Source organism: Candidatus Nitrosocosmicus agrestis (assembly GCF_008389435.1).
In the GTDB taxonomy this organism is placed as follows: Archaea; Thermoproteota; Nitrososphaeria; order Nitrososphaerales; family Nitrososphaeraceae; genus Nitrosocosmicus; species Nitrosocosmicus agrestis.
Map to the genome: position 1 here is coordinate 1 of NZ_VUYS01000009.1, position 24,909 is coordinate 24,909.

23 protein-coding genes and 1 tRNA gene are annotated in these 24,909 nt (G+C 34.1%); 11 read left to right on the forward strand and 13 right to left on the reverse strand.

Going from position 1 to position 24,909, the window contains the following annotated elements:
• Window positions 1-158 (reverse strand): NAD(P)-binding domain-containing protein (locus tag F1Z66_RS16425; protein ID WP_438502941.1); only part of this gene is annotated, 158 nt, incomplete at its 3' end.
• A 108-nt stretch (window positions 159-266) separates the two neighbouring features.
• Window positions 267-974, reverse strand: a complete 708-nt coding sequence (locus F1Z66_RS07145; protein WP_320410717.1) for a hypothetical protein — start codon at window positions 972-974, stop codon at window positions 267-269.
• Window positions 975-1,024: 50 nt separating this feature from the next.
• Here F1Z66_RS07145 and F1Z66_RS07150 point away from each other — a divergent pair, with 50 nt between their 5' ends.
• From F1Z66_RS07150 to F1Z66_RS07175, 6 genes are all read left to right on the forward strand, one after another.
• Window positions 1,025-1,291: an LSM domain-containing protein gene (locus F1Z66_RS07150; RefSeq protein WP_201448517.1), complete on the forward strand. Its 267-nt coding sequence runs from the start codon at window positions 1,025-1,027 to the stop codon at window positions 1,289-1,291.
• A gap of 33 nt (window positions 1,292-1,324) precedes the next feature.
• A complete protein-coding gene (gene metK / locus F1Z66_RS07155; protein WP_149862928.1) occupies window positions 1,325-2,476 on the forward strand; it encodes a methionine adenosyltransferase in 1,152 nt (383 codons plus the stop codon).
• A 58-nt stretch (window positions 2,477-2,534) separates the two neighbouring features.
• Window positions 2,535-3,713 carry a cobalt-precorrin-5B (C(1))-methyltransferase gene (locus F1Z66_RS07160; RefSeq protein WP_230207483.1) on the forward strand — a complete coding sequence of 393 codons (1,179 nt, stop codon included), beginning with the start codon at window positions 2,535-2,537 and terminating at the stop codon, window positions 3,711-3,713.
• Window positions 3,714-3,917: 204 nt separating this feature from the next.
• Window positions 3,918-4,997, forward strand: coding sequence for a cobalt-precorrin 5A hydrolase (locus F1Z66_RS07165; protein ID WP_149862929.1), 1,080 nt, complete (start codon window positions 3,918-3,920; stop codon window positions 4,995-4,997).
• Window positions 4,998-5,756, forward strand: coding sequence for a sirohydrochlorin chelatase (locus F1Z66_RS07170; protein ID WP_159357343.1), 759 nt, complete (start codon window positions 4,998-5,000; stop codon window positions 5,754-5,756).
• On the forward strand, window positions 5,743-6,441 hold the full coding sequence (locus F1Z66_RS07175) for a precorrin-8X methylmutase (RefSeq protein WP_230207484.1): 699 nt from the start codon (window positions 5,743-5,745) through the stop codon (window positions 6,439-6,441). The genes F1Z66_RS07170 and F1Z66_RS07175 overlap by 14 nt, the downstream gene beginning before the upstream one ends.
• Window positions 6,442-6,476: 35 nt before the next feature.
• Here the strand turns inward: F1Z66_RS07175 and F1Z66_RS07180 are convergent, their stop codons facing one another.
• The 5 genes from F1Z66_RS07180 to F1Z66_RS07200 form a co-directional block, all read right to left on the reverse strand.
• A complete protein-coding gene (locus F1Z66_RS07180; protein ID WP_149862931.1) occupies window positions 6,477-7,925 on the reverse strand; it encodes a cobyrinate a,c-diamide synthase in 1,449 nt (482 codons plus the stop codon).
• A gap of 69 nt (window positions 7,926-7,994) precedes the next feature.
• Window positions 7,995-9,710, reverse strand: coding sequence for an excinuclease ABC subunit UvrC (uvrC, locus tag F1Z66_RS07185; RefSeq protein WP_230207485.1), 1,716 nt, complete (start codon window positions 9,708-9,710; stop codon window positions 7,995-7,997).
• 72 nt (window positions 9,711-9,782) lie between these two features.
• Window positions 9,783-12,665, reverse strand: a complete 2,883-nt coding sequence (gene uvrA, locus F1Z66_RS07190) for an excinuclease ABC subunit UvrA (protein WP_149862932.1) — start codon at window positions 12,663-12,665, stop codon at window positions 9,783-9,785.
• Between the two features lie 6 nt (window positions 12,666-12,671).
• Entirely contained in the window at window positions 12,672-14,630 is a 1,959-nt protein-coding gene (gene uvrB, locus F1Z66_RS07195; RefSeq protein WP_149862933.1) for an excinuclease ABC subunit UvrB, read from the reverse strand.
• 98 nt (window positions 14,631-14,728) lie between these two features.
• A complete protein-coding gene (locus F1Z66_RS07200) occupies window positions 14,729-16,075 on the reverse strand; it encodes an ABC transporter permease (RefSeq protein ID WP_149862934.1) in 1,347 nt (448 codons plus the stop codon).
• 58 nt (window positions 16,076-16,133) lie between these two features.
• Here F1Z66_RS07200 and F1Z66_RS07205 point away from each other — a divergent pair, with 58 nt between their 5' ends.
• A complete protein-coding gene (locus tag F1Z66_RS07205; protein ID WP_159357345.1) occupies window positions 16,134-16,832 on the forward strand; it encodes a type 1 glutamine amidotransferase in 699 nt (232 codons plus the stop codon).
• Between the two features lie 260 nt (window positions 16,833-17,092).
• Here the strand turns inward: F1Z66_RS07205 and F1Z66_RS15370 are convergent, their stop codons facing one another.
• Entirely contained in the window at window positions 17,093-17,260 is a 168-nt protein-coding gene (locus F1Z66_RS15370) for a hypothetical protein (RefSeq protein ID WP_154670507.1), read from the reverse strand.
• 127 nt (window positions 17,261-17,387) lie between these two features.
• On the opposite strand from F1Z66_RS15370, the gene F1Z66_RS07210 reads away from it, so the two are divergent.
• The gene (locus F1Z66_RS07210) at window positions 17,388-17,975 is read left to right on the forward strand and encodes a DDE-type integrase/transposase/recombinase (protein ID WP_149862936.1); all 588 of its coding nucleotides are present in this window, start codon (window positions 17,388-17,390) and stop codon (window positions 17,973-17,975) included.
• Between the two features lie 496 nt (window positions 17,976-18,471).
• Here the strand turns inward: F1Z66_RS07210 and F1Z66_RS07215 are convergent, their stop codons facing one another.
• Both F1Z66_RS07215 and F1Z66_RS07220 read right to left on the reverse strand, forming a co-directional pair.
• Window positions 18,472-18,651, reverse strand: coding sequence for a hypothetical protein (locus F1Z66_RS07215; RefSeq protein WP_149862937.1), 180 nt, complete (start codon window positions 18,649-18,651; stop codon window positions 18,472-18,474).
• Window positions 18,652-18,793: 142 nt separating this feature from the next.
• Window positions 18,794-18,898 (reverse strand) — tRNA-His (locus F1Z66_RS07220).
• Between the two features lie 134 nt (window positions 18,899-19,032).
• Here F1Z66_RS07220 and twy1 point away from each other — a divergent pair.
• On the forward strand, window positions 19,033-20,064 hold the full coding sequence (gene twy1 / locus F1Z66_RS07225; RefSeq protein WP_149862938.1) for a 4-demethylwyosine synthase TYW1: 1,032 nt from the start codon (window positions 19,033-19,035) through the stop codon (window positions 20,062-20,064).
• Between the two features lie 16 nt (window positions 20,065-20,080).
• Here the strand turns inward: twy1 and rdgB are convergent, their stop codons facing one another.
• On the reverse strand, window positions 20,081-20,641 hold the full coding sequence (gene rdgB, locus F1Z66_RS07230; RefSeq protein ID WP_149862939.1) for an RdgB/HAM1 family non-canonical purine NTP pyrophosphatase: 561 nt from the start codon (window positions 20,639-20,641) through the stop codon (window positions 20,081-20,083).
• Window positions 20,642-20,749: 108 nt separating this feature from the next.
• Here rdgB and F1Z66_RS07235 point away from each other — a divergent pair, with 108 nt between their 5' ends.
• On the forward strand, window positions 20,750-21,793 hold the full coding sequence (locus tag F1Z66_RS07235; RefSeq protein ID WP_149862940.1) for a sodium:calcium antiporter: 1,044 nt from the start codon (window positions 20,750-20,752) through the stop codon (window positions 21,791-21,793).
• Between the two features lie 165 nt (window positions 21,794-21,958).
• Window positions 21,959-22,423 (forward strand): hypothetical protein, encoded by a 465-nt coding sequence (locus F1Z66_RS07240; RefSeq protein ID WP_149862941.1) that lies wholly within the window; start codon window positions 21,959-21,961, stop codon window positions 22,421-22,423.
• Window positions 22,424-22,475: 52 nt separating this feature from the next.
• On the opposite strand, the gene F1Z66_RS07245 is transcribed toward F1Z66_RS07240, so the two are convergent.
• Window positions 22,476-23,357, reverse strand: coding sequence for a radical SAM protein (locus F1Z66_RS07245; protein ID WP_149862942.1), 882 nt, complete (start codon window positions 23,355-23,357; stop codon window positions 22,476-22,478).
• A 398-nt stretch (window positions 23,358-23,755) separates the two neighbouring features.
• Entirely contained in the window at window positions 23,756-24,883 is a 1,128-nt protein-coding gene (locus tag F1Z66_RS07250) for a M24 family metallopeptidase (RefSeq protein ID WP_149862943.1), read from the reverse strand.
• Window positions 24,884-24,909 lie beyond the last annotated feature (26 nt).

Below are 24,909 nucleotides of genomic sequence, written 5' to 3' on the forward strand. Positions count from 1 at the left end.
TAGTTGGTTTCAGCTGATTGCATGGCCTTTTGATTGATATCATAACCATAAGTATCAAAGCCATGTTCTTTGACATATTTCGCAACTGGAAGCCCAAGCTGACCAAGGCCAATAATAACTACCTTGTCGTAGTTGTTTTTATAATTATAATTAAACATTCTTTTAGTTTCTTCTTTCAAATACCTGAATAGAATAAATAATGATTTCTTATGATTCTATCATTTTTTAAATCTATTACATTTTACTAGAATATTTTCTAGTAGGGTTTAAATCCTATATTTTTTACTTGCTCTTGGAAATAAAATCAATTTCATATTTTCTAATTTCGCTGGATAAACAAATTCACATTCAAGCATATTATGCATTCCCTTACTGATGATTGCCTTAAAATGAATATATCTGACAATGTCGTTGAATCGCAATTCATGTGTAGTAGACCTTGAGGCAAATTTATTGTTAGAGTCCACGAGAAAGGGGTTAGTAAATATTATACAAACTCTTTTACAGAGTGCTAATAAAGCGATCTCTCTGATGATGTTTCTGATCTCTTCCTTTGCATTTCTATCTTGTCGATAAGAATAATAAGTTAATAGATCATCAATTACCACGCAAGCATAATCCATAATCCATAATTTCTTGATAATTGAAAATAAATCACCAACTTCATAAGCCCTTGCATGAGAAACAAGTTTCATTTTCGCATAAATCTCATTGTTCTTTAAAGTTTGGGTGCCTTCCAAGTATTTAAAAATAAATTCGGGATCAAACCTACCCACATTATCTACATAACAAGTCTTTGTATTCTTCAATGAGTTTATTGAGCACATGATATGCAATAGCAAGGTTTTTCCTGATTGTCTACCTCCAGCAAATTCCACTAAAGCACCTGTGGTGGTAAACTCAGTCATTAAATCAGCAAGCTTATGAATATCTGTCGTTATAATGCCTATGACTTTCAGAAATAAAAATATGATGAAATCTCTTTAGGGGAAGCTTTTTATTGTAGCCTAGGGTCCTTTCACAATTGATTAACGAAATGGCAGCATCTTCTTCACAACAACCTACTAAAAGACCATTGAATGTATTACAGCGTTCTTTAAATAGAAAAGTTGCTGTAAGGTTAAAAAGCGAAATCGAATATAGAGGCAAAATGTCTAATGTGGATTCATATATGAACCTCATATTGGTTGATGCCGAAGAATTTGATGGATCTGATTTGTTAGCTAATTACGGCAAGGTCGTTATCAGAGGAAATAATGTACTTTTCATTAAATTAGAAAAAGAATTCTAGATGATATATCAACTTCCTCAATAGACGATTATTATGGAACCAAGAAAATTTATATTCACTTCTGAAAGCGTTACCGAGGGTCATCCAGATAAAATTTGTGATAGAATTTCAGACTCAATACTAGATGAATTCTTAAAACTAGATCCTGACTCGAGAGTAGCGGTAGAAACCATGACCACCACGGGAGTTGTTATAGTTGCAGGTGAAGTTACATCTAAAAACAAATTAGACATACAAGACATTGTGCGAAATGAGATAATAGATATTGGATATGATAAACCTGAATATGGTTTTGATGGTAGCACCTGCTCTGTGCTGGTTTCTTTACACGAACAAAGTCCTGATATTTCTATTGGTGTGACTTCAAATCACGAACGGGAACAAGGCGCAGGTGATCAGGGATTGATGTTTGGATTTGCAATAAACGAAACTTCAGAACTTATGCCATTACCTATTACTTTGGCGCATAATTTGTCTATGCGTCTTTCACAAGTTAGGAAGAAAAAAGAGTTAGATTGGGTTAGACCGGATGGTAAATCTCAGGTTTCAGTAATATATGAGGATAATCAGCCAAAAGCAATTGATACCATAGTTTTATCAACTCAGCATTCTCCTGAAATTTCACAAGATCAATTAACAGAGGATTTAAAGAAAATAGTAATTTCCCCTGTATGCGAGGAGTGGATCACTCCTGAGACCAAAGTATTTGTAAACCCAACTGGGCGATTTGTAATAGGAGGACCACCAGGCGATACTGGTCTAACTGGAAGAAAAATAATTGCAGATACTTATGGAGGTATGGGTAGACATGGTGGTGGGGCCTTTTCTGGTAAAGATCCTACAAAGGTCGATAGATCTGCATGTTATATGGCCAGGTATATTTCGAAGAATATTGTTGCCGCTGATTTAGCTACCAAGTGCGAAGTTCAAATAGCTTATGCAATTGGTGTTGCCAAACCCGTTTCTATAATGGTAGACACTTTCAGAACTGCTAAAGTACCTGAAGAAAAGATTGAGGCTAAGGTAAGGGAAATTTTTGATACTAGTCCGGCCGGCATAATAAAAACATTAGATCTTAAAAGACCAATATATAAGAAAACTTCTGCATATGGGCATTTTGGCAGACGGGATCCCGACTTTAAGTGGGAGCAGACAGACAAAGTAGACTCCTTGGGAAATATCTGATAGCCTTACCTAAAACTTTTTTTGTAAAAATTGAATTTATTATTATTGATGAATTTTATTGAGCAGGTCCAATAACACATTCATTGATGATTTGTCCATCGCTGAAGGCGAACAGGATCTTCCAAAAGAGATTAGCGAAAAGAAATCAAAAGGCCAACTCCGTACTGGATACACAACTGGGACCTCTGCGTCAGCTGCCACAAAAGCGGCATTATATGCTTTAATCTCTAAAAAATCATTGGATAAAGTTACAGTTACTCTTCCAAAAGGACAGGTGGTGAATTTACCTGTTGCCTGGACTAAGCAGTCTGAAACTTCTGCAACATCTGCCGTAATAAAGGACGGTGGTGACGATCCAGATGTTACCCATGGTGCTGAAATATGTTCTACGGTTCAACTTACTTCCGATGCCGGAAAGGTATCTGTTGATGGTGGTTTGGGTGTTGGGAGGGTTACCAAACCTGGTTTGGGCCTTAAGATAGGTGATGCTGCGATTAATCCCGTACCTATGAAAATGATAAGGGAATCTGTAAAAGAACTTTTGACTCAGGTTGCCTATCCATTGAACACTTCTGGCTTAAACATAACCATCTCTGTACCTAACGGTCATACTTTAGCAAAAAAAACTGATAACCCGCGGCTAGGCATACTAGGTGGAATATCGATCCTAGGTACAACTGGAATTGTATTGCCTTATTCAACTGCATCCTTTGCTGCTGCCATTAGGCAGAGTCTAGATGTTGGGATAGCACTAAAAGCTGATACCTTTATTTTGACAACTGGTGGAAGGAGCGAAGATTTTTCAAAAGCTCTTTTTGGTGAAATATACCCGGATCATTGTTATGTACAAATGGGTGATTTTGCTGGTTACAGTATAAAACAATGCCATGATAAAGGGGTAACGAAAGTATTTATTGGCGGATTTATAGGTAAATTAACAAAAATTGCTATGGGTGTGAAACAAACTCATGTCAGAGGATCACATGTTAGCATGGATTTTATGGCCAAATTAGCAAAAGATTCTGGTGCAAATGAAGAAGTAGTGAAATTGATATTAGATGCAAATACTGCAAGACATGTTTCTGAAATAATTGAATCAAACCGACTAGTAGGATTTTACGATCGTATTTGCCGTGAAGCTGTTAGGCAATTGGAGAATTATTCAAAGAAAGAAATGCGTATCGAAGTTATAATGTTTGATTTTGATGGTAAAATTGTTGGTCGTTTCCCTCGTTAGTATTTATTCTGTTGGTGAATTTACTTTGAAATTTTTTATTCTGATTAGTATTTAAAAATCTAAAACAATAATCTTTTAGCTAATTTTAGAGTATTATTGCAAACTCTGTTATAGTAGACCTTACGGCCTTGAAATCCATTGAATGCAAAACCATATTATAAATATGATTTAAAGAGATGTAATAATCTAGGTGAAATCTACTTAATGAATGACTTTCTTGAACCAGATAAAATTGCTATAATAGCTATAACGAGAAAAGGTATTGATATCGCTAAACGAATCAAAAACACCATTAAAGGATCTCATATCTATGTGCCAAAAAAATTTGATAATTCAGATCCTACATTAATTTTTTTTTCGGAATCCGTTACCGATAAGATCGGAACAATTTTTAAAAGTCATAATTCATTAATTTGCATTTTTTCTCTTGGAGCAGTAATCAGATTAATTTCTCCTCATATTAAAGATAAAAAGACAGATCCCGCAGTGGTAGTGATTGATGATGCCGCAAAGTTTGTTATCAGTACATTATCAGGACATTTGGGAGGTGCAAATGAATTAACTCTAAAAATATCTGAATTGTTAAATTCTATCCCAGTTGTAACTACAGCTGCTGATGTAAACAATACTATACCTGTCGACCTACTGGGCAAGACTTTTGGTTGGACTATCGATAATTTTGACAATGTGACAAAAGTGAGCGCAATGATGGTTAATGAGGATACTATAGGTTTCTATCAGGATACAGGTGAAAGAAAATGGTGGAAAGATGATGCTCTTCCTAAAAATATAAAGCTGACAAATAATCTCAAAGACCTATTGTCTGACGAATATAAAGGAGCTCTAATAGTGACTGATCGCATGGTTGAAAACCTTGAATTACTAAAGAAATCGGTAGTTTATCGACCAAAATCCCTTTACGTGGGTATAGGTCTTCATTGGAATACTTCATCTGAAACTATTATTAATGGTGTTACAAAGGTCTTGGAGGAAAATAAGTTGAGTTTTAAGAGTATTAAAGCAGTAACGTCTTTAGACAAGGGTAAACGCGTTAGAGGTTTGGATGAATTTTGTCAGAAGTTTGATATACAGTTGCAATTATACTCCAAAAACGACTTGGATAAAATTCAAGTACCTAATCCATCTGAAATAGTAGGCAAATATGAGGGAACGGCGAGTGTTTCCGAAGCTTCATCAATTGCAGCGTCAAAGGGTAAATTGGTTGTACCTAAAAATAAATTTCCACCCGATTTGACTGTAGCCATTAGCCGGGGGGAATTTTGAGTGAAGAAAGCCTTGTTGATTATAGATCGAGGTAGTAAAATGAATGAGGTCCGTGAAGAATTATTAGAAACATGTAATATCATCAAGAAAGTGTCTGATTATGCTATAGTTGAATATTGCTTTTTGGAAGTTGTACCTCCCTTTATAGACCAAGGAATAAAAACTTGCATTGAAAAAGGTGCTGATTCGATTACCATAGTTCCTTACTTTTTATACCCTGGTATGAAACTTAAAGATGCTGTAACAAAAACAGCTGCTATAATTTCTGAAGAAAAAATTAGGATGGTGGTAACAAAGCCACTGTCTTATCAGCCAACAATCCCAAAAATTGTTATAGATCGTTTACAATACTTGTTAAAAGATAAAAAAATTGATCCAACTAAGAATATTTGTTTATTACTGATTGGACATGGAAGCAGTGATAGGCGAGCCAGAGATGCTTTTATATATACTGTTAAAAGCTTAGAAGCGATTTATCCCAATGTTAGATATTGCTTTTTAGAACTCGAACCCCCTGATATAAACGAAGGATATAAAAATTGTGTTTCACTAGATCCTGACTATATTATTGTGGTTCCTTATTTCTTGCATAAAGGTATACACATACAAAGAGATATTTTGGTCGACCTAGAAAAGGCAAGGGAAAATTATGGACAAAGAGATATCTATATATCCTCTCATATTGGAGTGAATGATTCAATTGTGGACCTCGTTATCTATTTGGCAAAGGAGGCTGAAATGAAAAGTGGATTATTCTAATCCTGACTCGCAAAAAAAATATCATATAGGTAATCCAATTTCGAGGGATATGTCAAATCGTGCCTTTAACATAGAAAAGCAAAGTTTTGACATTATTGAATCTGAAATAGGTAATCATGATTACTCCGAAAATGAATGGACTATAGTAAGACGTGTTATTCATGCAACCGCTGATTTTGATTTTGCCAGATCTAATAAAATTTTATTTCATAAACGTTCCATTGATTCTGCGTTTAAAGCTTTTGAAAGGGGATGCTACATCGTAACAGATGTTGAAATGGTCTTACACGGACTAAACAAACAATCTTTGTCAAAGTTAGGGTTAGAGGGAGTCTGTTTGATTAATGAGCCTCGATTAAAGGATATGGCAAAAACATCTGATAAAACTCGTTCTGAACTTGCAATGCAGGCCTCATCTGAAAAGATTGATCAGGGGATTGTTATTATTGGAAATGCTCCAACCGCTTTGTACGAAGTAATTTCCATGATGAAGGCAAAAAAGATCAATCCATTTCTTGTAATTGGGATACCGGTTGGTTTCGTTTCGGCGGTGGAATCTAAAGAAGAATTATCAAAAATTGATTCACCATATATTACAAATATTGGTAGGAAAGGTGGTAGTTCTGCGGCGTCGTCAATAATTAACTCTCTGATGTTGTTGTATATTTCCAAAAAGTACCAATAACTATATAATGATATTGCTATGAGAGAACAATAATTTTATGATTTTGAATATTTAATACAACATTTAACAAAATTCTCTGATCTTTTTCTTGAAATAAAGCTGTGCATATAAGAAGCCAAGCAGTTTTTTTCATATAAGCCATCCTTTCCATCATTAATACCATTCCCTCTTTTTAAATCATACAACATTTTTGAATCGTTACTGTTGACAGTTACATGCGAATAGTGAAACTCGTGACCTTTAACATTTTTAACTCCTTTAAAAAATGGATGCTGTTGGGAAATTAATCCTTCTGTATATCCAAGTGTCAACTTTCCTGTCATTTTGGTTTCTGCATCAAAAAAACCTACCATTCTATATTTTTTTTTAGAATCTCTAAATCCTGAAATTGATTTGGTTAAATACATCAATCCTCCACATTCTGCGTGAACTGGCATTCCATCTTCCATTAGATTAAAAATTTTTTTACGAAGGTGAGCATTTTCCTCTAATTTATCTGCAATTACTTCAGGAAACCCTCCACCTAATATTATTCCGCTACAGTCATGGGGAATTTCTTTATCATCGATCGGACTAAAGAATTGGATACTCGTCTGCCCAGCAAGGTCGTCTAAGGTATCCTGGTAGTAAAAATTAAAAGATTTATCCAAAGCAACCAATATTTTAACTTTAGATTTAGTTTGACTACTAGTAAAATTCTTCCTCAATTCCTTATTTTGCAGTATATTATTTGATAGGTTTGATTTTGCAAATTGTGAATGCATTTGTGCTAATTGAATTATCTCATCTAGATTCAAATCTCCTGAAATTTTACGTGCGTCGTTGATGATTTTTTGTTTGTTATATCTATCCAATTCTAAACTAGGTATCAGTCCTAAATGTCTCTCCACATAACTACTATAGGGATTTCTAAAAATAGATCCTAAAATTGGTAACTTAATTTTGGTATTAATTGCTTCTTTAATATATTTTAAATGTCTTGCACTTGACAAATTATTGATAATAATTCCTATGATTCTAATTTTTGGTTCAAATTTTAAGAACCCTAATATTACAGCTGCTAAAGATCTAGCAGCCTTTTTCGCGTCTATTATAAGGATTATTGGTAAGCCTAGAATTTTAGAAATATGAGCCGTACTAGCAAAATTGTTCTTTCCATTGAGCCCATCATAAAGCCCCATTACACCCTCTAAAACTGTAAAATCTGTATCAATACTATTTTTAATATATGATTCGATCAGACCTTGTTTATCCATCAACCAAATATCCAAATTCCTTGATTTTCTTTTTGAAATTACGTTATGATATGAGGGGTCAATATAATCTGGTCCAATTTTGAAAGGTTGAACAGTATACCCTCTTGATAATAGTCCGTATATAATCCCCAATGAGATAGTTGTTTTCCCGACCCCACTACTTGTTCCTGCAATAACCACTCCTGGTATTTTCGGGAAGTTTGATAAAATTTTGGTATCTATTCGCATATCTGTTTTTGGTTCCTTTATTTTAGATTTAGAATAATTACACTATCTAAACGTTATATATTTCATATACTATTTGAAAATTTCGTTTCTTAATTTTCTGTTATATCTTAACCCAAATCTATGTGATTCGTCTCTTATATGTTGAAGTATCTTGATTGCCTTTTGATCACGTGGAATGATTATCGGGTCGGCTGCAAATTTCGTGAATATTTCTTCATTTTCTTTAGCGATAGATATGCAATCCGTTTCTTTGAAACCTAACTCTTCAAGTGCCCTAAGTGCAGTGTTTAAGTGACCTCTTCCTCCATCTATTAGTATTAGATCAGGATTCTCTCTAAATTCAGGCTGATTACTGTTGTGACTTTTATACAGATGCACTCTTCCATATCTTCTCTTTATCAACTCGTCCATCATTGAATAATCATTTTGTTGATTTACTTTTTTTACTTTGAATTTCATATATTCGCTTTTTTTTGGTTTTCCATTAACAAATCTAGTACAGGCACCCACTGCATAATCATCTCCGAAATTTGATATATCAAAACAATCTATAATGTAAGGAAGTCTATTAAGTTTCAGTATTTGAACCAAGTCGTCAAGCGCTGGTTCATGACCTTTTTCTATATAGTTCTTTAAATTTGTAAGTAAAAGCCGCATTATTTTTGTTTTCTTTGTTATATAGTCTGAATCATGGGAAACTTCATTCTCATTTTGATTTTGTAGTGTGATTATTCTGATATTGGTGTTAGTAATGTCTAAAATGATTTCTTCTAGTTTTGGAGCATCAGCAATTTCAATATTAGTAAAAACAGTTCTGGGGATTTCTGGATTAGATATATAATATTGACTTATAAAGCTCGAAATTGAGTTATCTCCAATGAGATCAAATTGATACCTTTTCATATCGCTGATAACGCCATTCCTACTTAGAAGGGTCATGACATGTACCATTCCATTTAATTTATCTGAATAGAATCCCATGTACTCTTCTAAAGATCTTTCATATACATTACTTTCAATTTTCTGATTCTCTAGCAAATTCTGGAGTCTATGAATAGTGTCACGAAAATAAATTGCTCGTTCAAACTCTTTGTTCTTTGAGGATTCTCTCATCTCTACTTCTAATTTTTGGCAAAATTCATTCAAGTTATTGTTGTTCTTCAATATACTCTTTAATGATTCCACATTTGCCTTGTATTCTTCAGAGCTGACTTTGTTAATACAAGGCGCATCACAATTTCCAATATGATATTCTAAACACTCTTTCTTTGGAAGAGTATTACATATCCTAATCTTGAACATTTTCCTTAACAGCCCTACCGTTAAATATCTGGAACTTCCTTTGACAAAAGGGCCTATGATTTCACCTGATTCATTTGATAGGTCGCCCTTTCTATTCCTCCTTGCAACATTTAGTCTTGGAAATTTCTCATTTGTAATTCTTAAATACGTATATTTTTGCTGATCCTTAAGCTCTATATTATAAATCGGTCTATATTTTTTTATTAGGTTTGATTCGAGTAAAAAAGCTTCAATTTCATTGTCTGTAATAATATAATCTATGTGTTTGACTTTTGATATCAGAATGCTTGTTTTCCAATGCTGATTGTCTCTATTTGAAGATCTATCGATGAAGTAACTCTTTACCCTTTTTCTGAGGTTTTTTGCTTTTCCAATGTAAATTACTTTGCCTTTGGAATCTTGCATCATATATACCCCAGGTTTTTGAGGATAGGGAAAATCTGATAAATTATTAAGAATGTCTATCATTTTATGCTGTATCATCAGTATCCACAAATATCCCTACTGAAAAGAATTGAATCCAAACCCATGACTGGATCAGTATTTATCATTCCTTCAACTTGTAATTATTTCAGTCTCTTTACCTGCAGATACCAATTTTTCCTTTAAAAATTTTCCAGTATAACTTTTTTTATTTTTAGATATCTCTTCTGGCAATCCCATATCGACAATATATCCGCCATTGATTCCGCCTTCTGGTCCAAGATCGACTATCCAGTCTGCTGAAGATATTACGTCCAGATTATGTTCTATGATTATGATTGTATTTCCTAGATCTCTTAGTCTAAATAAGATATTCAACAACTTTCTTACATCTGAGAAATGTAGTCCTGTAGTAGGTTCATCCAAAATATACAGCGTATTCCCAGAGTCTTTTTTTGAGAGTTCTGAAGCCAACTTTATCCTTTGAGCTTCACCGCCAGATAATGTAGTTGCTGGCTGACCTAGATGTAAGTAACCTAATCCTACATCTTGCAATAGTTCTAATTTTCTCTTTATAGCTAAATTATGTTTGAAAAATTCCAGGGCTTCATCAACCGTCATATTAAGGACCTCTGAAATACTTTTACCTTTGTATTTTACATCTAACGTTTCATCGTTGTATCTATTTCCATTACATTGATCACAAGTTATGTAAACATCTGGCAGAAATTGCATCTCAATTTTTCTAACTCCAGCTCCGTCACAGACGTCGCATCGGCCGCCATGTATATTAAAAGAAAATCTGCCCATTTTATATCCTCTCTCTCTCGAAATTTGAGTTTTTGAGAATATGTCTCTAATATACGTAAAGGCATTGACATAGGTAATGGCGTTGGATCTTGGTGTTCTTCCGATAGGGGACTGATCGATACCAATTACTTTATCAATATATTCAAATCCTTCTATGCTCTTGACTTTTCCTACCCTGAGTTTTGATTTATTAAAGTAGTTGTTTAGAGAGTTAAATAAAATGTCATTTACCAGGGTAGATTTGCCTGAACCAGAAACACCTGTAACTACTGTAATAGCTCCGATCGGAAATTTTGGATTAATTTTTTTTAGATTATTTTCACTTGCATCATTTACACGGATGAATTTGTCTGAAATATTCTTTCTATTTGATTGCTGGTGTGCGGTTTCGTTACCATTTAAAAATCCTGCAGTTATTGATCCTGGATTCGACACAATGCATTCTAATGGGCCTTCAGCAACTACCTGTCCACCATGGATCCCTGCTTTGGGACCAATATCTATTATCCAGTCTGCGTTTTTTATGATTTCTTCGTCATGTTCTACCACAATTACTGTGTTTCCTAAATTTCTGAGATGAAATAGTGTGTTGATTAATAAACTGTTGTCTTTCTGATGAAGACCAATAGTAGGTTCATCAAGTACGTATAAAACTCCGGTAAGATTTGTGCCTATTTGTGTGGCAAGTCGAATTCTCTGAGATTCACCTCCTGATAGTGTTCCTGCACTTCTATTCAAATTTAAATAATCCAAACCTACGTTTGACAAAAATTTTAATCTGCTGTTTATTTCCTTTAACACCTGCTTTGAAATGGTTATATCTGTTTGATTCAATGACAAATTACCAAAGAACTCGATAATTTTATCAACAGAAAGATCACAAACTTCTATGATGGATTTACCATTTATTTTGACCGCTAGACTTTCTTCTTTTAGTCTTTTGCCCTTGCAAGATTCACATGGTTTTTCAATCATGAATTCTTTTATCTCTTCCCTTTTGGAGTCTGATTCTGTCTCGTTGAATACTCTCTGCAGGTTTGGAATGACTCCCTCAAATCTACCTGAATATTCCCATGAACTATCGCTTGATCTGGAAGTATAGTTGTACCGTATTTTAGAATCAGTTCCGTACAATATGGTCTCAATTTGCTTGTGGCTTAGCTTATTTATTGGTGTATTTAAACTAAAACCGAACTGTTTACCTACATCCTTTAGCATAGAAACCCTGAAATTCGCAAATTGTCCCTGTGACCATGGTTTTATAGCTCCTTCCAAAATACTCAAATTCTTATCAGGAATGATCAAATCTGGATCAAATTCTGTTTCGATACCTAGTCCGTGACATGCCTGGCAGGCCCCGAATGGTGAATTGAATGAAAATGATCTAGGTTCCATCTCTCCAATACTTATATTACACACAGGGCAGGCATTCTTTTGAGAGTAGATGTATTCATTGTCTCCAGTTAGTATTTGAACAACTCCTTTACTCTTGTTTAATGCTGTTTGGACAGCTTCAGAAATTCGATCTTTTTCCTCTGTCAAGTCTTCTGAAAAAATTCTGTCTACGACAATTTCAATGGAATGTCTCAAATGCTTCTCTTTTGCAGGAATTAGATTTAGATCTTTTAGTTCACTAAGATCTACTATTTGTTTATCAAGTCTTATTCTGTAATATCCTTCACTCTTGATATCTTCAAGTAATTTTTCATGAGTTCCTTTACGTTCTTTTATTATAGGACTCAAAATGTAAATGAATTCTCCGATCAAATTCGTTTTTGTACTAAGGATTGAGTTAACTATAGAATCAAGTGATTGATAAGAAATTTCTCGATTGCACTTTGGACAATAGGGCACTCCTATCTTCGAATATAACAATCTTAAATAATCATATATTTCAGTTATGGTCCCTACGGTAGAACGAGGATTCTTATTCGTAGTTTTCTGTTGAATAGCTATTGCTGGAGACAGTCCTTCTATAGTATCAACATCTGGTTTGTCCATCGTTTGTAAAAACTGTCTTGCATAAGCTGACAATGATTCAACATATCTTCTCTGTCCTTCTGCAAAAATAGTATCAAAAGCCAGAGTTGATTTTCCTGATCCTGAGAGCCCAGTAATTACCACCAATTTATTTTTGGGAATTTCAAGGCTTATGTTCTTTAAATTGTGCTGTCTTGCACCTTTAATAATAATTCTATTTTCCATTTCAATCTAACTTGTTACTTTTATTGATAACATATCGTTAATCCTTTTTAAGTTTTCCCTGGATTCGATTGCCTTCTCAAATTCCAATTCATCTGCGTATTCATTCATCTGAGCCTCTAATTTTAAAGCGAGCTCTAATAAATCATTACGTGTCATGGTTTTTAGGTCTACCATAGTATTTGAAATGTTCAAATTCTGCGCTGGAATAGACTTAATGATACTGGTAGGGACAATATTATGAGCCGTATTATATTCTATTTGTTTTTTACGTCTTCTCGTTGTTTCTGTAATTGCCTCTTTGATGGATTTTGTAATCTTGTCTGAATACAAAATAACCTTACCATCCACATTTCTTGCAGCCCTCCCAAAGGTCTGAATTAAGCTAGAATAATTACGTAAAAATCCTTCCTTATCGGCATCCAATATAGCAACAAGAGATACTTCGGGCAAGTCTAGCCCTTCTCTTAATAGGTTTATTCCTACTAAAACATCGAACTCACCAATCCGTAACTTTCGAAGCAATTCTGTCCTTTCCAAGCCATTTATTTCTGAATGTATATACCTGACTTTGATTTTGTTCCTTGAAAGGTACTCAGCTAAATCCTCTGCCATTTTCTTAGTCAAAGTTGTAACGAGAGTTCGTTGTTGATTTAATACTCTCTTGTTGATTTGCTCTATTAAATCTTGCATTTGATTATTTGTTTTCTTGATTTCGATTTCAGGGTCGACTAGACCTGTGGGTCTTACCAATTGCTCTACAAGGTTATTTTTATTTTTTATTTCGTAACTTCCTGGTGTCGCAGAAACAAAAATTACATTCTGAAGATATTTTTCAAATTCCTCAAATTTTAGTGGACGGTTGTCAAATGCGCTAGGCAGTCTGAATCCATAATCCACTAATGTTTTCTTTCTCGAAAAATCTCCTTTATACATTCCCATGACTTGAGGTAATGTTACATGTGATTCATCTATTACAAGGAGAAAGTCATCGCCAAAAAAATCTAATAAACAATATGCAGGCTGCCCTGGAGCTCTCCCATCAAAATGTCTTGAATAATTTTCAATACCATTGCAATATCCTAACTCAGATAACATTTCTAGATCATAATTTGTTCTCGAAAGTAGTCTTTGACGTTCCAATTCAGTTGGTAAATGACCCAACCAGTCTGCAAGTTCTGATTTAATCGATTTTATAGCTCGCTTATGACTCTCTTCATCAACGATATAATGTTTTGCTGGAAAGATTGTAATATATTCCAGTTCCTTTTTAAAGTTCTTTGTTATCTTATCATGAATAGTAATCTTTTCGAGGGTTTTAGCAAATAAACTTATCCTTAAAAGCTCGTCTGAATAACCTGGGATTATCTCTATGAGATCGCCCTTTACACTAAAGGTTCCATTTTTAAATTCCAAGTCGTTACGTTCGTATCTTATTTTGAGTAATCTTTTTATTATGTCTCTCCTGTCGACTATCATTTTTTTCCTTAATATAATTGACTGATCTTTCCATTCTTGAGGTGAACCTAGAGAGTATATGCATGATACGGTTGCAACGATTATGGTGGGTTCTCCCGAAAGTAACATAGATGTTGCCTCTAATCTGAATTGTTCTATTCTTGAATTAATCTCAGTATCTTTCTCTATATAAGTATCACTTTGAGGGATATAGCTCTCTGGTTGGTAATAATCATAAAAACTAACAAAGTATCCAACATTATTGTTTGGAAAAAATTCCTTGAATTCTGTATATAACTGAGCTGCTAAAGTTTTGTTGTGAGAAATGATAAGTGTATTTTTATTTACTTTTTGGATTACGTTTGCAATCGTAAAGGTCTTACCACTGCCAGTGACTCCCAAAAGTACTTGTTTGTTCTTGCCGTTCTTTAAACCCTCTACCAAACCCTTAATTGCGCTAGGCTGGTCGCCTTTTGGTACTAGTTCTTTAGAAATTTCAAATCTGTCCATAATTTAAACCCCAAAATTAATTTCACGGAAAAGATAATATTTTCCACCACTCACGGTTTTATCGAGCAATTCGGATAAATAATATTTTGCATAATATCTCAAGTAAACTTGGATAGCGCATCGACTGGGGGAATTTTAGACCCTTTATAAGCTGGATATAAACCTGCAAAAATACTCAAGACTATTACTGTAAATGCTATTTTAGAAATTTCAAGAACATTAAAAATCGGAAGAATCTCAAGAGGTAAATCAAGGAAGTACAAAAAGCCTATTAGCAATAAATAGGAACCAATAAAACCAAATACTATTCCAAATATGGCCCCGAAAACCCCAACAAAAACAGATTCGGTAAGAAACATTCCGAGAATTATTCTGTTGGTACCACCAAGTGCTTTTAGTATGCCTATCTCTCTGGTCCTTTCAACTACTGAAGTGTAAATCGTTATTATTATCCCTAACGCACCAACAATCAAGGATATTACCGCGATGCTTGAAATAAAGGTTGTTACCCCAATTATGAATTTTGTTATACTCTTGACAATTTCCATAGAATTCAATATCGTAATTTGATTATTGAAATGCTTTTGAATTTGCTTTACTAGATCATCTACTTTATTCACGTCGTCATATGTCAGAAATAACAAATCATAATCATTTCCTTTATCAAGAATCTTCTTTCCATTATTTACATCAATAAAAATTGAGTTATCAATAATTGGATTACCTGTAGAATTTAGTAAACTAAAAAGATTGTATTGATTACTCTCAGAAGGTTTGTCTGAAGTTTCAATTATTTCTCGGATTTTGTTTATTGTCACGACAATATTTTTCTGTTGAGGGGGTTCTCTTCCTTCAATGTTACTTTGAATGTCTTTTCGAATCCCTTGCGAGTGAGTAAGTGAAATTTTTTCACCAATTTTTTCTGGAATTATCACACTATTATGATCATTATCCTTGCTTAGTATGGGATCCAGTTTCGCATTTGGAATTATTTTGTTGATGTTTTTGAAGTCCACAGCTAGTATGTTAGTAACTTGAGAATGGTTCTTGTAATTTAGCATCGCAACACCTTGATATGCGGGGTAAATGTCTTGTACTCCGTTTAAATTTTCCAAATAATTAATTGTAGTGCTGTTAAGCGGGATACTCTTTCCTATCATAGTTGTATTTTGATCAAAAAGTACTTGGAGTTTGTTTCGTATTCCTTCTACGCTTGATTCTTGAATGTTATCTGTATTTGAGATAATAATTTGGTTTGGAAGTATATTTTTAAAATTCTGTTCCACAAAGTGTACTAAACCTTGTGATAGACTATTTAAAGAGACAAGCAGTCCACACCCCATAATTATCATTAAGATGGTGAGTGTGTTACGGGTTCTTCTTTCCTTTATCGAACTATAGGTTAAAAAAAGCATCTCCTTAAAGTCCATATGTATTAATATCACGATTTAAGCAACTGGTTATATAATGCTTTTAAGACGTAGCGAACATTAGTTAATGAACTTGGGCCGCAATAATCAAATTTTGTGTTTAAGAAATATTGATATAGAAACCTTAGGTAACTATGAGAAATTATTAACAGAGGATGGCTACCGTATAATTGACATTATGGCCAGTGATTTAGTTACACTATCAGTCCAAGTTGATAGATATGATGCAATTTTTGTTTTAGGTGGACCAATGTCTGCAAACGATGACTATGATTATCTACATTATGAGAAGCAATTGATCTCCCGTGCAGTAGAGAATCACATTCCTTTAATGGGTATTTGTTTAGGATCGCAGCTAATTGCAGCTTCATGCGGAGGGAAAGTCTACAAGGGCGTAAAAAAAGAAATTGGTTGGGGAGATGTCTCTCTGACTAAAATTGGGTCGGAAAGAATATTCAAGAATAATTTTACTAACTCTCTACAGGTGTTTCATTGGCATGGAGATACTTTTTTGCCCCCGGTCGGTGCAGAAATCTTATCTAGAAACGAGTTATATATACAAGCTTTTAAGTATCGATCTGCAATTGGAATCCAATTTCATATTGAAGTTAATCAACGAATGATTATGGATTGGTCTAATAGATATAAAAAAGAAATCGAGCTTGAGGGTATCTCAGTAGATAATTTTTTTCGCAAAAAAGAGCAAGATTTTGCGAGGTTGACTGACACATCGAAAGTGTTCTATGAATATTTCAAATCCTTCTTTAACTGATTAAATGTCATGTGTTACTCTGTTATTATGGTGAAGTTGGGTCGATTTCAGAATTTTAGTTCAATACATTACTAGAAAAATAAAAAACCCATTAATTCTAACTTAACTTGAATTTTGAATATAAATATTTAATTTTTGACTCTAAACGATTTTAGTTGGTGTTTGTATAGATCTTCCAAATTTACTGAACCCTGCTCTGAATACCAAATGTTATATTCTATTTTCTCCGACTTGAACACACAAATTGACACCCTTGTCTGTCACCGATTGGGAATATAAAAATCGGTAAAAACTGCATAGTAAATCTTGCCTATCAAATTCCGAGTATCCTCAAGCTTAACATTAGCCATTGGTTTGACTGTATTACAAGTTCTAACTTTATCATGTAAATTCTTTTCAATTGCTAGTGCTCCCTCGGGATTTACCATATCGTTTAGACAATCAATAAATATTTTTAAATAAAATTCCAGGCTCTGTTAACTTAACGAAAAAGCTATAGTTTGAAGATGTTGTCCCTATTTCAATTATGGTTATAAAAAGAAATAAAGAACATCTTTGTTTGATATCGAACGTGCATTATATTTGTACTTTCTTGGTTTGTCGACTAGATGTGTTGCCAAAGCATTGTTATTCTTACATAATGTTAAGAGAAGCCATGTTTCAATTTGGAAATGGATTCAAAAATGTCATCCTAGAAAAACATCCTCAAAGAAAAGAAGAACAGTTGAGGAATTCATTGTTGATGAAACATTACTTAAGGTAGGTCCAGAATTAATATGGCTTTGGATTGCAATTGAGCCAGAAAACAGGCAGATTCTCGCACAAAATATAACTCAAGAAAGAAACATGTTAATTGCTGAGAGGTTTCTGTCAGGAGCTGTCAGAGACTATGGAAAACACCCTGTATCCACAGATGGCGGAACCTGGTATCCAATGGCTTGTCAGTTTCTCGGACTAGATCATCATGTTCATTCTCCTTTAGAGAAAAGCATGATTGAAAGGACAATGCAATATATCAAGGACATAACGGAAAGTTTTGATGACTACTTTCCGTATAGACAGAAGAACTGTAAACTAAAACATGTGCGGAACTGGTTGAATCTTTTTGTCAACTATCATAATAAGGAGCTGATTTATGCTTAAGTTAACAGCGCCAAATTCCATATCGATTGATTTGTAATCGGAAAGTGCCGAAAATAAGATTTTTTTCCAATTTTAACTTCTTTTCGGCTTGCACCCCCTATGGATTGCATATGATTTTCAAAACCATAAAACTTTCTCGAGATTAATTTGCCAGACTAACAAAAAGATCCCAAACCCTAATCCCATGTCTGCAACCTTGCCTTCAAAAAGAAGAGTACTATTAACATCATGTAGGAGGAGTGTCCAGGTTTTAAAAGATTGGTGAATGATAGGGCTGCAAAAACTCGTTGTTTCTTCAAACAAATCATTGTGGCGAACACCCTACGAACCATCCTTGCCAAATTTAAACATATAAACAAATTTATTCTCATAATTTACCATAGATCTCACTTGATACCCTTTATGAAGAACAATGGGACTTTCTACTTCAGCAAATACCTATTCTTATATTCAAGATAAATAGAATTTTTTTTGTCAGGAGCTTAGGATAGGCAATCTATGACCGCCTGACCGGATATAGATTCTGTGATGTATCTTTTGAAGATGTCTGCCTTCTAGGCAAGTTCTTCAGACAATAACGACTTGTTTTGTTGAGAGCCTTGTACAAACCTGATCTTTCAACTAATATGATTATCATAGCTCCTAAACTACTTTCGATATCTCCTACAGCTCTCATTACAACTTCTTATGATTTTTTGCTGTCTACAGAAATAATGAATTATTATCCATTTAACTATTATTGGCTAGGAAATTGCTTTCATAATATTTACAAAGCAAGTATCGTCTCTATGTGTTAGAATCTTTAAATAATTATGATATGGGGCCTTCGGAGGGATTTGAACCCTCCTCAAGCGGTTTCTATCCTCCTCAAATTTTTTGGAGTTCCACAGCCGCCTATACTAACCAGGCTATACTACGAAGGCCACTCGAATTTGAAATCTTTGTAGGGTTAATTTGTATATAATTGTTTTAAATTTTAAATCGCACCATATTCAAATTAGTGTGTAATGATTCTTGTTCTACAAAACTTATATCTTCAAATTGAGTTTTAAACTCCATGAGTTGTTCAGGGGAGTATTATTCTCATAATAATCAAGGAGATAATTTGATCCAAATTACACCTGCATTAAAGCAAAAGCTAAAGAAAGCTAAATACGGTGTTTTTAATCATTCAGCAGTAGAACTATGCCATTGGACAAAAAAGTCCTTTGCAGATGAGGGCACTTGTTACAAACACAAATTCTATGGGATTTCTACTCATAGATGCATGGAGATGACTCCAACTGCGCTTAATTGTGAAAACCGTTGCCTGTATTGTTGGAGGCCGACTGAGTTTTATGATACCCTTAATATGCCTGCACAACTTGTTGATAGTCCTGACGTAATAGTTCATTCGCTCTTGGAGGAACGTAGGAAATTGATAGTTGGCTTTTACGGTAGTGAGGGTATCAATAAATCAAAATTGGATGAATCTCTTTTTCCCGAGCATTACGCGATATCACTTTCAGGGGAACCTACCATGTACCCTAAATTACCTGACTTGATAAAGTACTTGTTTAGTTTAAAAGCAACAAAATCTATTTTTTTGGTAACAAATGGCCAAGAGCCTGAAATGCTTCAAAGACTATCTGAAGAGGATGCTTTGCCCACTCAACTTTATCTTTCAACCAATGCTTCGAATAAGAATATGTTTTACAAGATAAATGGACCAAAGTATAAAGACGCATGGGAGCGGTGGCTCAAAAGTTTGGAACTTGTTTCACAGTTACGGACAAGAACTGTTTTACGATTTACTCTAATTAGGGATTTTAATACTGATCTAAATTATTTGGATGATTTTGCAAACTTGGTCAAAATAGGGTCTCCTCATTTTATTGAATTAAAGTCTTACATGCATGTAGGAATGTCCACTAACAGGCTAGAGCAATCAAATATGCTCGAAATGGCAGAAGTCAAGAAATTCGCAGAAGGTCTCAAATCAAAGTTGAGCAACTATAGTTATGTAGATGAGAGCATACCTTCAAGAATCGTCTTACTTCAGAATCAATACAGATCCATTGATAGGTGGATTGAAAATTATCGATCCTAGTGACGATCTCATCCTTTTATTTTTGTTTATTTGCTAAAAACCAGGTACATAACTTTTCTAGAGCTATCCTTCTATGTGATATCTTGTTCTTAAATTCATACCCCAGATGCGCAAAGGTATTTTCAAAACCCTCTGGAATAAAAATCGGGTCATATCCCCAACCTTCGCCTTCAGGGGAATGCGATATTGACCCGCATTTTTCTCCAACAAATATCTGGATATTTTTGCCATCATGAAATGCAAAAACAGAACGAAACACTGCTTTCCTGTTCTTTTCATCAGAAAGTAATTTGATAATTCCGCTATTGCCTATAGTTTTAAAGATATATGATGAATATACGCCGGGAAATCCATTCAATGCATCGATAAATAATCCGTCATCTTCTATTAGGGTTAAATATCTTACCCTTTCGAAAGCTTTGAGTGCCTTATGTTCAGAGACTTTCTCAAGGGAATCTGATTGAATTTCCTCAAGTTCTAATTGCTTGAACTTTATGGTAAAATTGGGGCGATCAAGCGCTTGAATAAAATCCACTATTTCTTTATATTTATTTTCATTACTACTTACGAAATACATATGACTAAATGCGGTAAATGTGGTCTTTTATTTAGTTATTTCATATTTCACTCCAGGATTGAACAATATTAAATTTATATTCTGTATCTTGATTAGTCTACTTGATTTTTGAATATTGAAAATTTTTTTCTAATGTTGGGCTGGCTCGGTGAGTTGATTTTTGCCAGCTGGGTGCTATCCTATGGAGCAGAGCACCTTTCAATGAGATTTGGGGCAAAGTTTGTTGGAAGGACTTTATTGTCAGTAGCAACTACTTTACCCGAAATTGCAATAGTTATGTACGCAGCATCAGTTGGTCTATACGAAGTTGCAATTGGAGCAGGTTTGGGTAGTAATGTTTTGATGATGACTTTGGGGCTAGCATTAATGCTACTAATAGCTACAACGAAGTTATCAAAGGCACCACTGACACGGATTGATGTGAGCACGTTTAAGGTGGATAAAATTTTTCTATTGGTTTCTGCTTTGATAAGTGCGATTTTGCTGGTTGATGGATATAATTTTATAGATGGTTTTATTTTCATAGGGATGTTTGTTGGATATGTATTAATCGCATATGTTGAGATGAAAAGGGAGCAAAAAATTAGTAGACCAACAGTTATGCATGTTGCGGATAATCAATCAGTTTCTTCAAGTGAATATACTTTGTCTAACAGGAATGATATGGCGAAAGCCATCTTAGCATTTATCGTAGGAACAATTGGGATTGTCATCGGTGCGGGCCCATTCATTCATTCTCTGCAAACATTTTCTGAGGATATCGGTGTTTCAACGATAGTGCTAGCAGTAATTATAAGTCCAATAGCAGGAGAAATGCCCGAAAAGATTTCTATGATGATTTTGGCAAGAAAAGGGGCAGCAGGTGCTGCTATTGCAATTGCTAATGTACTTGGATCCAAAATTTTAAACAACTCTTTACTCTTAGGTGTCGCAGTTATCGCAGCAATGTATCATGGTGGATTTTTTACTACGATACATAATAGTGAATTATTATGGTTTCAAATGATCCTCGCTACCACTATTACCGTAGTAGCTTTGATTCCGTTGTTTAGACACTACATTGGAATTAAGGTCGGCATATTTTTGATCGCTTTATATATCTTGAGCATTATTGTTCAGTTTTTTGCACCAGGAGAAATAAAACCCCACTAGTTTTTTTAGAAATAATTATTTATTAGAATTTTACTATTATTTGAATATACATAAAAATTATATAATATATTTAAATTGCTGATTTATATAATTTATTATTATTGCAATTTTCTATAAAATTATTATATGTAAATTTTAAAAATAACCCTATACTATTACTTTTTAATGTATTTCAGCAAATATGCAGCAGGGATATTCGTTTTTGCAGGCATTTTATCAATGATCGGTGGAATAAGTGGAGTTACATTCACTCCTAATGTAAGTGCTCAAACTGTTGGAGAACAAATTGGCGATACTTTGGGTGGAGCAATCGATCAAGCCGGTGAAGCAGTAGGAAATGCTAGTCAAAGTTTAAGCAATGCCGCAAATGAAACTGGTCAAGCAGCAGACAACGCAACAACCATCGATGAAAGTGCAAGTCAAGCTGTAAATAACACTGCAAGTGAAGCTGGTCAAGCAGCAGACAACGCAACAACCATCGATGAAAGTGCAAGTCAAGCTGTAAATAACACTGCAAGTGAAGCTGGTCAAGCAGCAGACAACGCAACCTCCGCAGGAGGAAACGCATCTAACGACACATCAAATAATCCACTTGACATGTTGATGAATTTATTCAAAGGAAATAAATAACCTGAAATTATAAAACTATATTTTTATTTCCAATCTGATTTTTTTTGCTCTTTTAGAATCTTCTCAAGACTTTTGGCTTTAACAATTCGGGATGGGTCTTTAAATAATCAATCTTAGATAGAATCTGATTTTTATCGCGAGGTAGTGTACCACCTATTGCATATACGTTTGAAGCGTGGTTTGCCCTAAATAATACATCATTTTTCACGTTAATATTATCTACTAAATTGCCAAGTTCTACAAGAATTTCTCTGTCCTCAAGTGCTGCAAAGGGTTCCTCAAATTTCTGTAAGAATTCTTCTTCAATTTCCGGTTCCATGTACAAAGTTAATGCACCCACATAGTTTGGCTCAATGGAATTTATAACTCGAGCCGTATCTTTTGCGTGCTGTAATGTATATTTCTTACCACCAAGCCCTAATATAACCATACAAGACAATATAAAATTGGCCTCCTTTGCCTTTTTACAACTATCAATTATCATTTTAGAAGTCGCACCTTTAGTAACTTTCTTCAGAATCCTGTCATTACCGCTTTCAATTCCTAAATACACCATATCCAAACCCGCAGATTTTAGAACTTTTAATTCCTCCATAGATTTTTGCATTAGATTCTTTGGCATAGAATAACTTGAGATTCTTTCGATATTCTTAAACCTCTGCTTTATATTGAGCAATATCTTCGCCAGTTTGTCAGTTCTTAGATTCAAGGCATCACCATCAGCCAGGAATACTCTTTTTGTTTGCGGGTAATATTTTGCCATTAGTTCTATCTCCTCGTGGATTTCTTCCATAGGTCTTTCAGAATAATCTTTAGTTCTATACATATTACAAAATGAACATTTGTTAAAAGAACATCCTAGCGTGACTTGAAATATTAGTGAGCGCGCTTCTGAAGGTGGTCTATATAATGGATAATCGTACGCTAATTCCATTGTCTCTTTAAAGACCTTGAAGAATTATAATTTAACTATTCGTTATGTGAAAGGTTGTGCTGTATTACGGAAAACTCTGAGTCACTCTGAGTTACTCATAATGATTGTAGTATTAGATACTCTTAATTAAATTTCTTTATAAATTGATTCGATTCACCAGTTTTTAATTCATCTTACATCAACTCATTTATTGATTGCCTTTATATTTTCAGATTTTCAAATTTTCTAACAACTGCTGGCTCTTTTTATAGAAAAATATTTAAATTAATGTTTTATACAAATTGGGTCAGTTCGTCGCAGGGTCATCATTGATTGCTCTCAGACTGGAGCAGCGATACACTTCATCCCCAATAATGAATGAAACACAATCAAATATGAATATTCAATTTTCTTTTGATTTATAGGATGATAAGTTCTTTATCATATGAATGAAAGTTCAAAAACTCAAATCCTTTTTTTGAGTCAGACACAGACTTTATTAGCAAACTATCCTCTATTCTGACTCCAAATTTGTTTGAAATATAAATGCCGGGTTCAATAGTAATAGTCATATTCTCGCTTATCTTTGATTTAAAATTTGGTCTAATCCAAGGTAATTCATGAACTTCCAAACCAATCCCATGACCAGTTGAATGTATGAATTTTTCCCCATACCCTGCTTCCTTTATTAAATTCCTGCATGCCGCATCTATCTCGGAAAAATCGGTTGATGTGGCGATTTTTCCGATACCTTGTAGCTGAGCTTGATAAACTATGTCGTAAACTTCTTTCTTCTCTGGAGAAACATTGCCTATTCCAAATGTGCGTGTCGCATCAGATATATAATGATTATAACTTAAAGTAATATCTAAAACAATCAAATCGCCGTCTTGGATTTTTCTAGATGAAGTTTCAGCATGCGGAAAGGATCCATTGGGACCACTAGCAACAATTAATGGATTCGACGTAAATTGGTAAGTAGGGAATCGTGCACCCAAACGCATGGCCTCATATACCAGCGTTGATTGAATTTCTTCTTCTGAAATATTTACTTTAATTTCATTTCTGGCGACTTTGTATAATCTGTCGATTATATTTGAGGCCTTTTGAATTCTTTCTATTTCCACAGGTTCTTTAATTTGTCTAACCTGTCTCAATGCCTCTGGGTTAAGTTTTAATTTACTTTTTCCTATTTTCCTTGATATTTCATCAATAATCCAAAAATCGGTTCCACCATAGAATACCAAAACTTCAGTTCCAAGGAGATTTACAACTGATTCAGTCAAACTCTTCCCTCTCTCCGATTGGATAATATCACAATCAATTGATGTTTCTGTGGCTCTGAAATATTCTAATTTTGGAACTATGAGTTTACTAGCTTTATCTTGAGTAATTATTAAAATTCCTTCCCCCCAATATCTAGAATAATAATATAGGTCTTCTGGATTGTCGATTATGAAAATCAAGTTATTATTATGGGTAAAATCTTCAAATAATTTCTTGCATATCTCAAACAGGTTTTGCTTTCTATCTTGCCAATTTTCCAACTCTTTTATACCTAGTATGCTATACC

Coding starts and splice junctions, on each gene's coding strand:
- F1Z66_RS07215 (WP_149862937.1), bottom strand. CDS start 18,651: ATGAGAGCTGTAGGAGATATCGAAAGTAGTTTAGGAGCTATGATAATC.
- F1Z66_RS15370 (WP_154670507.1), bottom strand. CDS start 17,260: ATGGTAAATCCCGAGGGAGCACTAGCAATTGAAAAGAATTTACATGAT.
- rdgB (WP_149862939.1), bottom strand. CDS start 20,641: ATGTATTTCGTAAGTAGTAATGAAAATAAATATAAAGAAATAGTGGAT.
- F1Z66_RS07180 (WP_149862931.1), bottom strand. CDS start 7,925: ATGCGAATAGATACCAAAATTTTATCAAACTTCCCGAAAATACCAGGA.
- F1Z66_RS07165 (WP_149862929.1), top strand. CDS start 3,918: ATGAATGACTTTCTTGAACCAGATAAAATTGCTATAATAGCTATAACG.
- twy1 (WP_149862938.1), top strand. CDS start 19,033: ATGAGTTGTTCAGGGGAGTATTATTCTCATAATAATCAAGGAGATAAT.
- F1Z66_RS07240 (WP_149862941.1), top strand. CDS start 21,959: ATGTATTTCAGCAAATATGCAGCAGGGATATTCGTTTTTGCAGGCATT.
- F1Z66_RS07245 (WP_149862942.1), bottom strand. CDS start 23,357: ATGGAATTAGCGTACGATTATCCATTATATAGACCACCTTCAGAAGCG.
- uvrA (WP_149862932.1), bottom strand. CDS start 12,665: ATGGAAAATAGAATTATTATTAAAGGTGCAAGACAGCACAATTTAAAG.
- uvrC (WP_230207485.1), bottom strand. CDS start 9,710: ATGATACAGCATAAAATGATAGACATTCTTAATAATTTATCAGATTTT.
- metK (WP_149862928.1), top strand. CDS start 1,325: ATGGAACCAAGAAAATTTATATTCACTTCTGAAAGCGTTACCGAGGGT.
- uvrB (WP_149862933.1), bottom strand. CDS start 14,630: ATGGACAGATTTGAAATTTCTAAAGAACTAGTACCAAAAGGCGACCAG.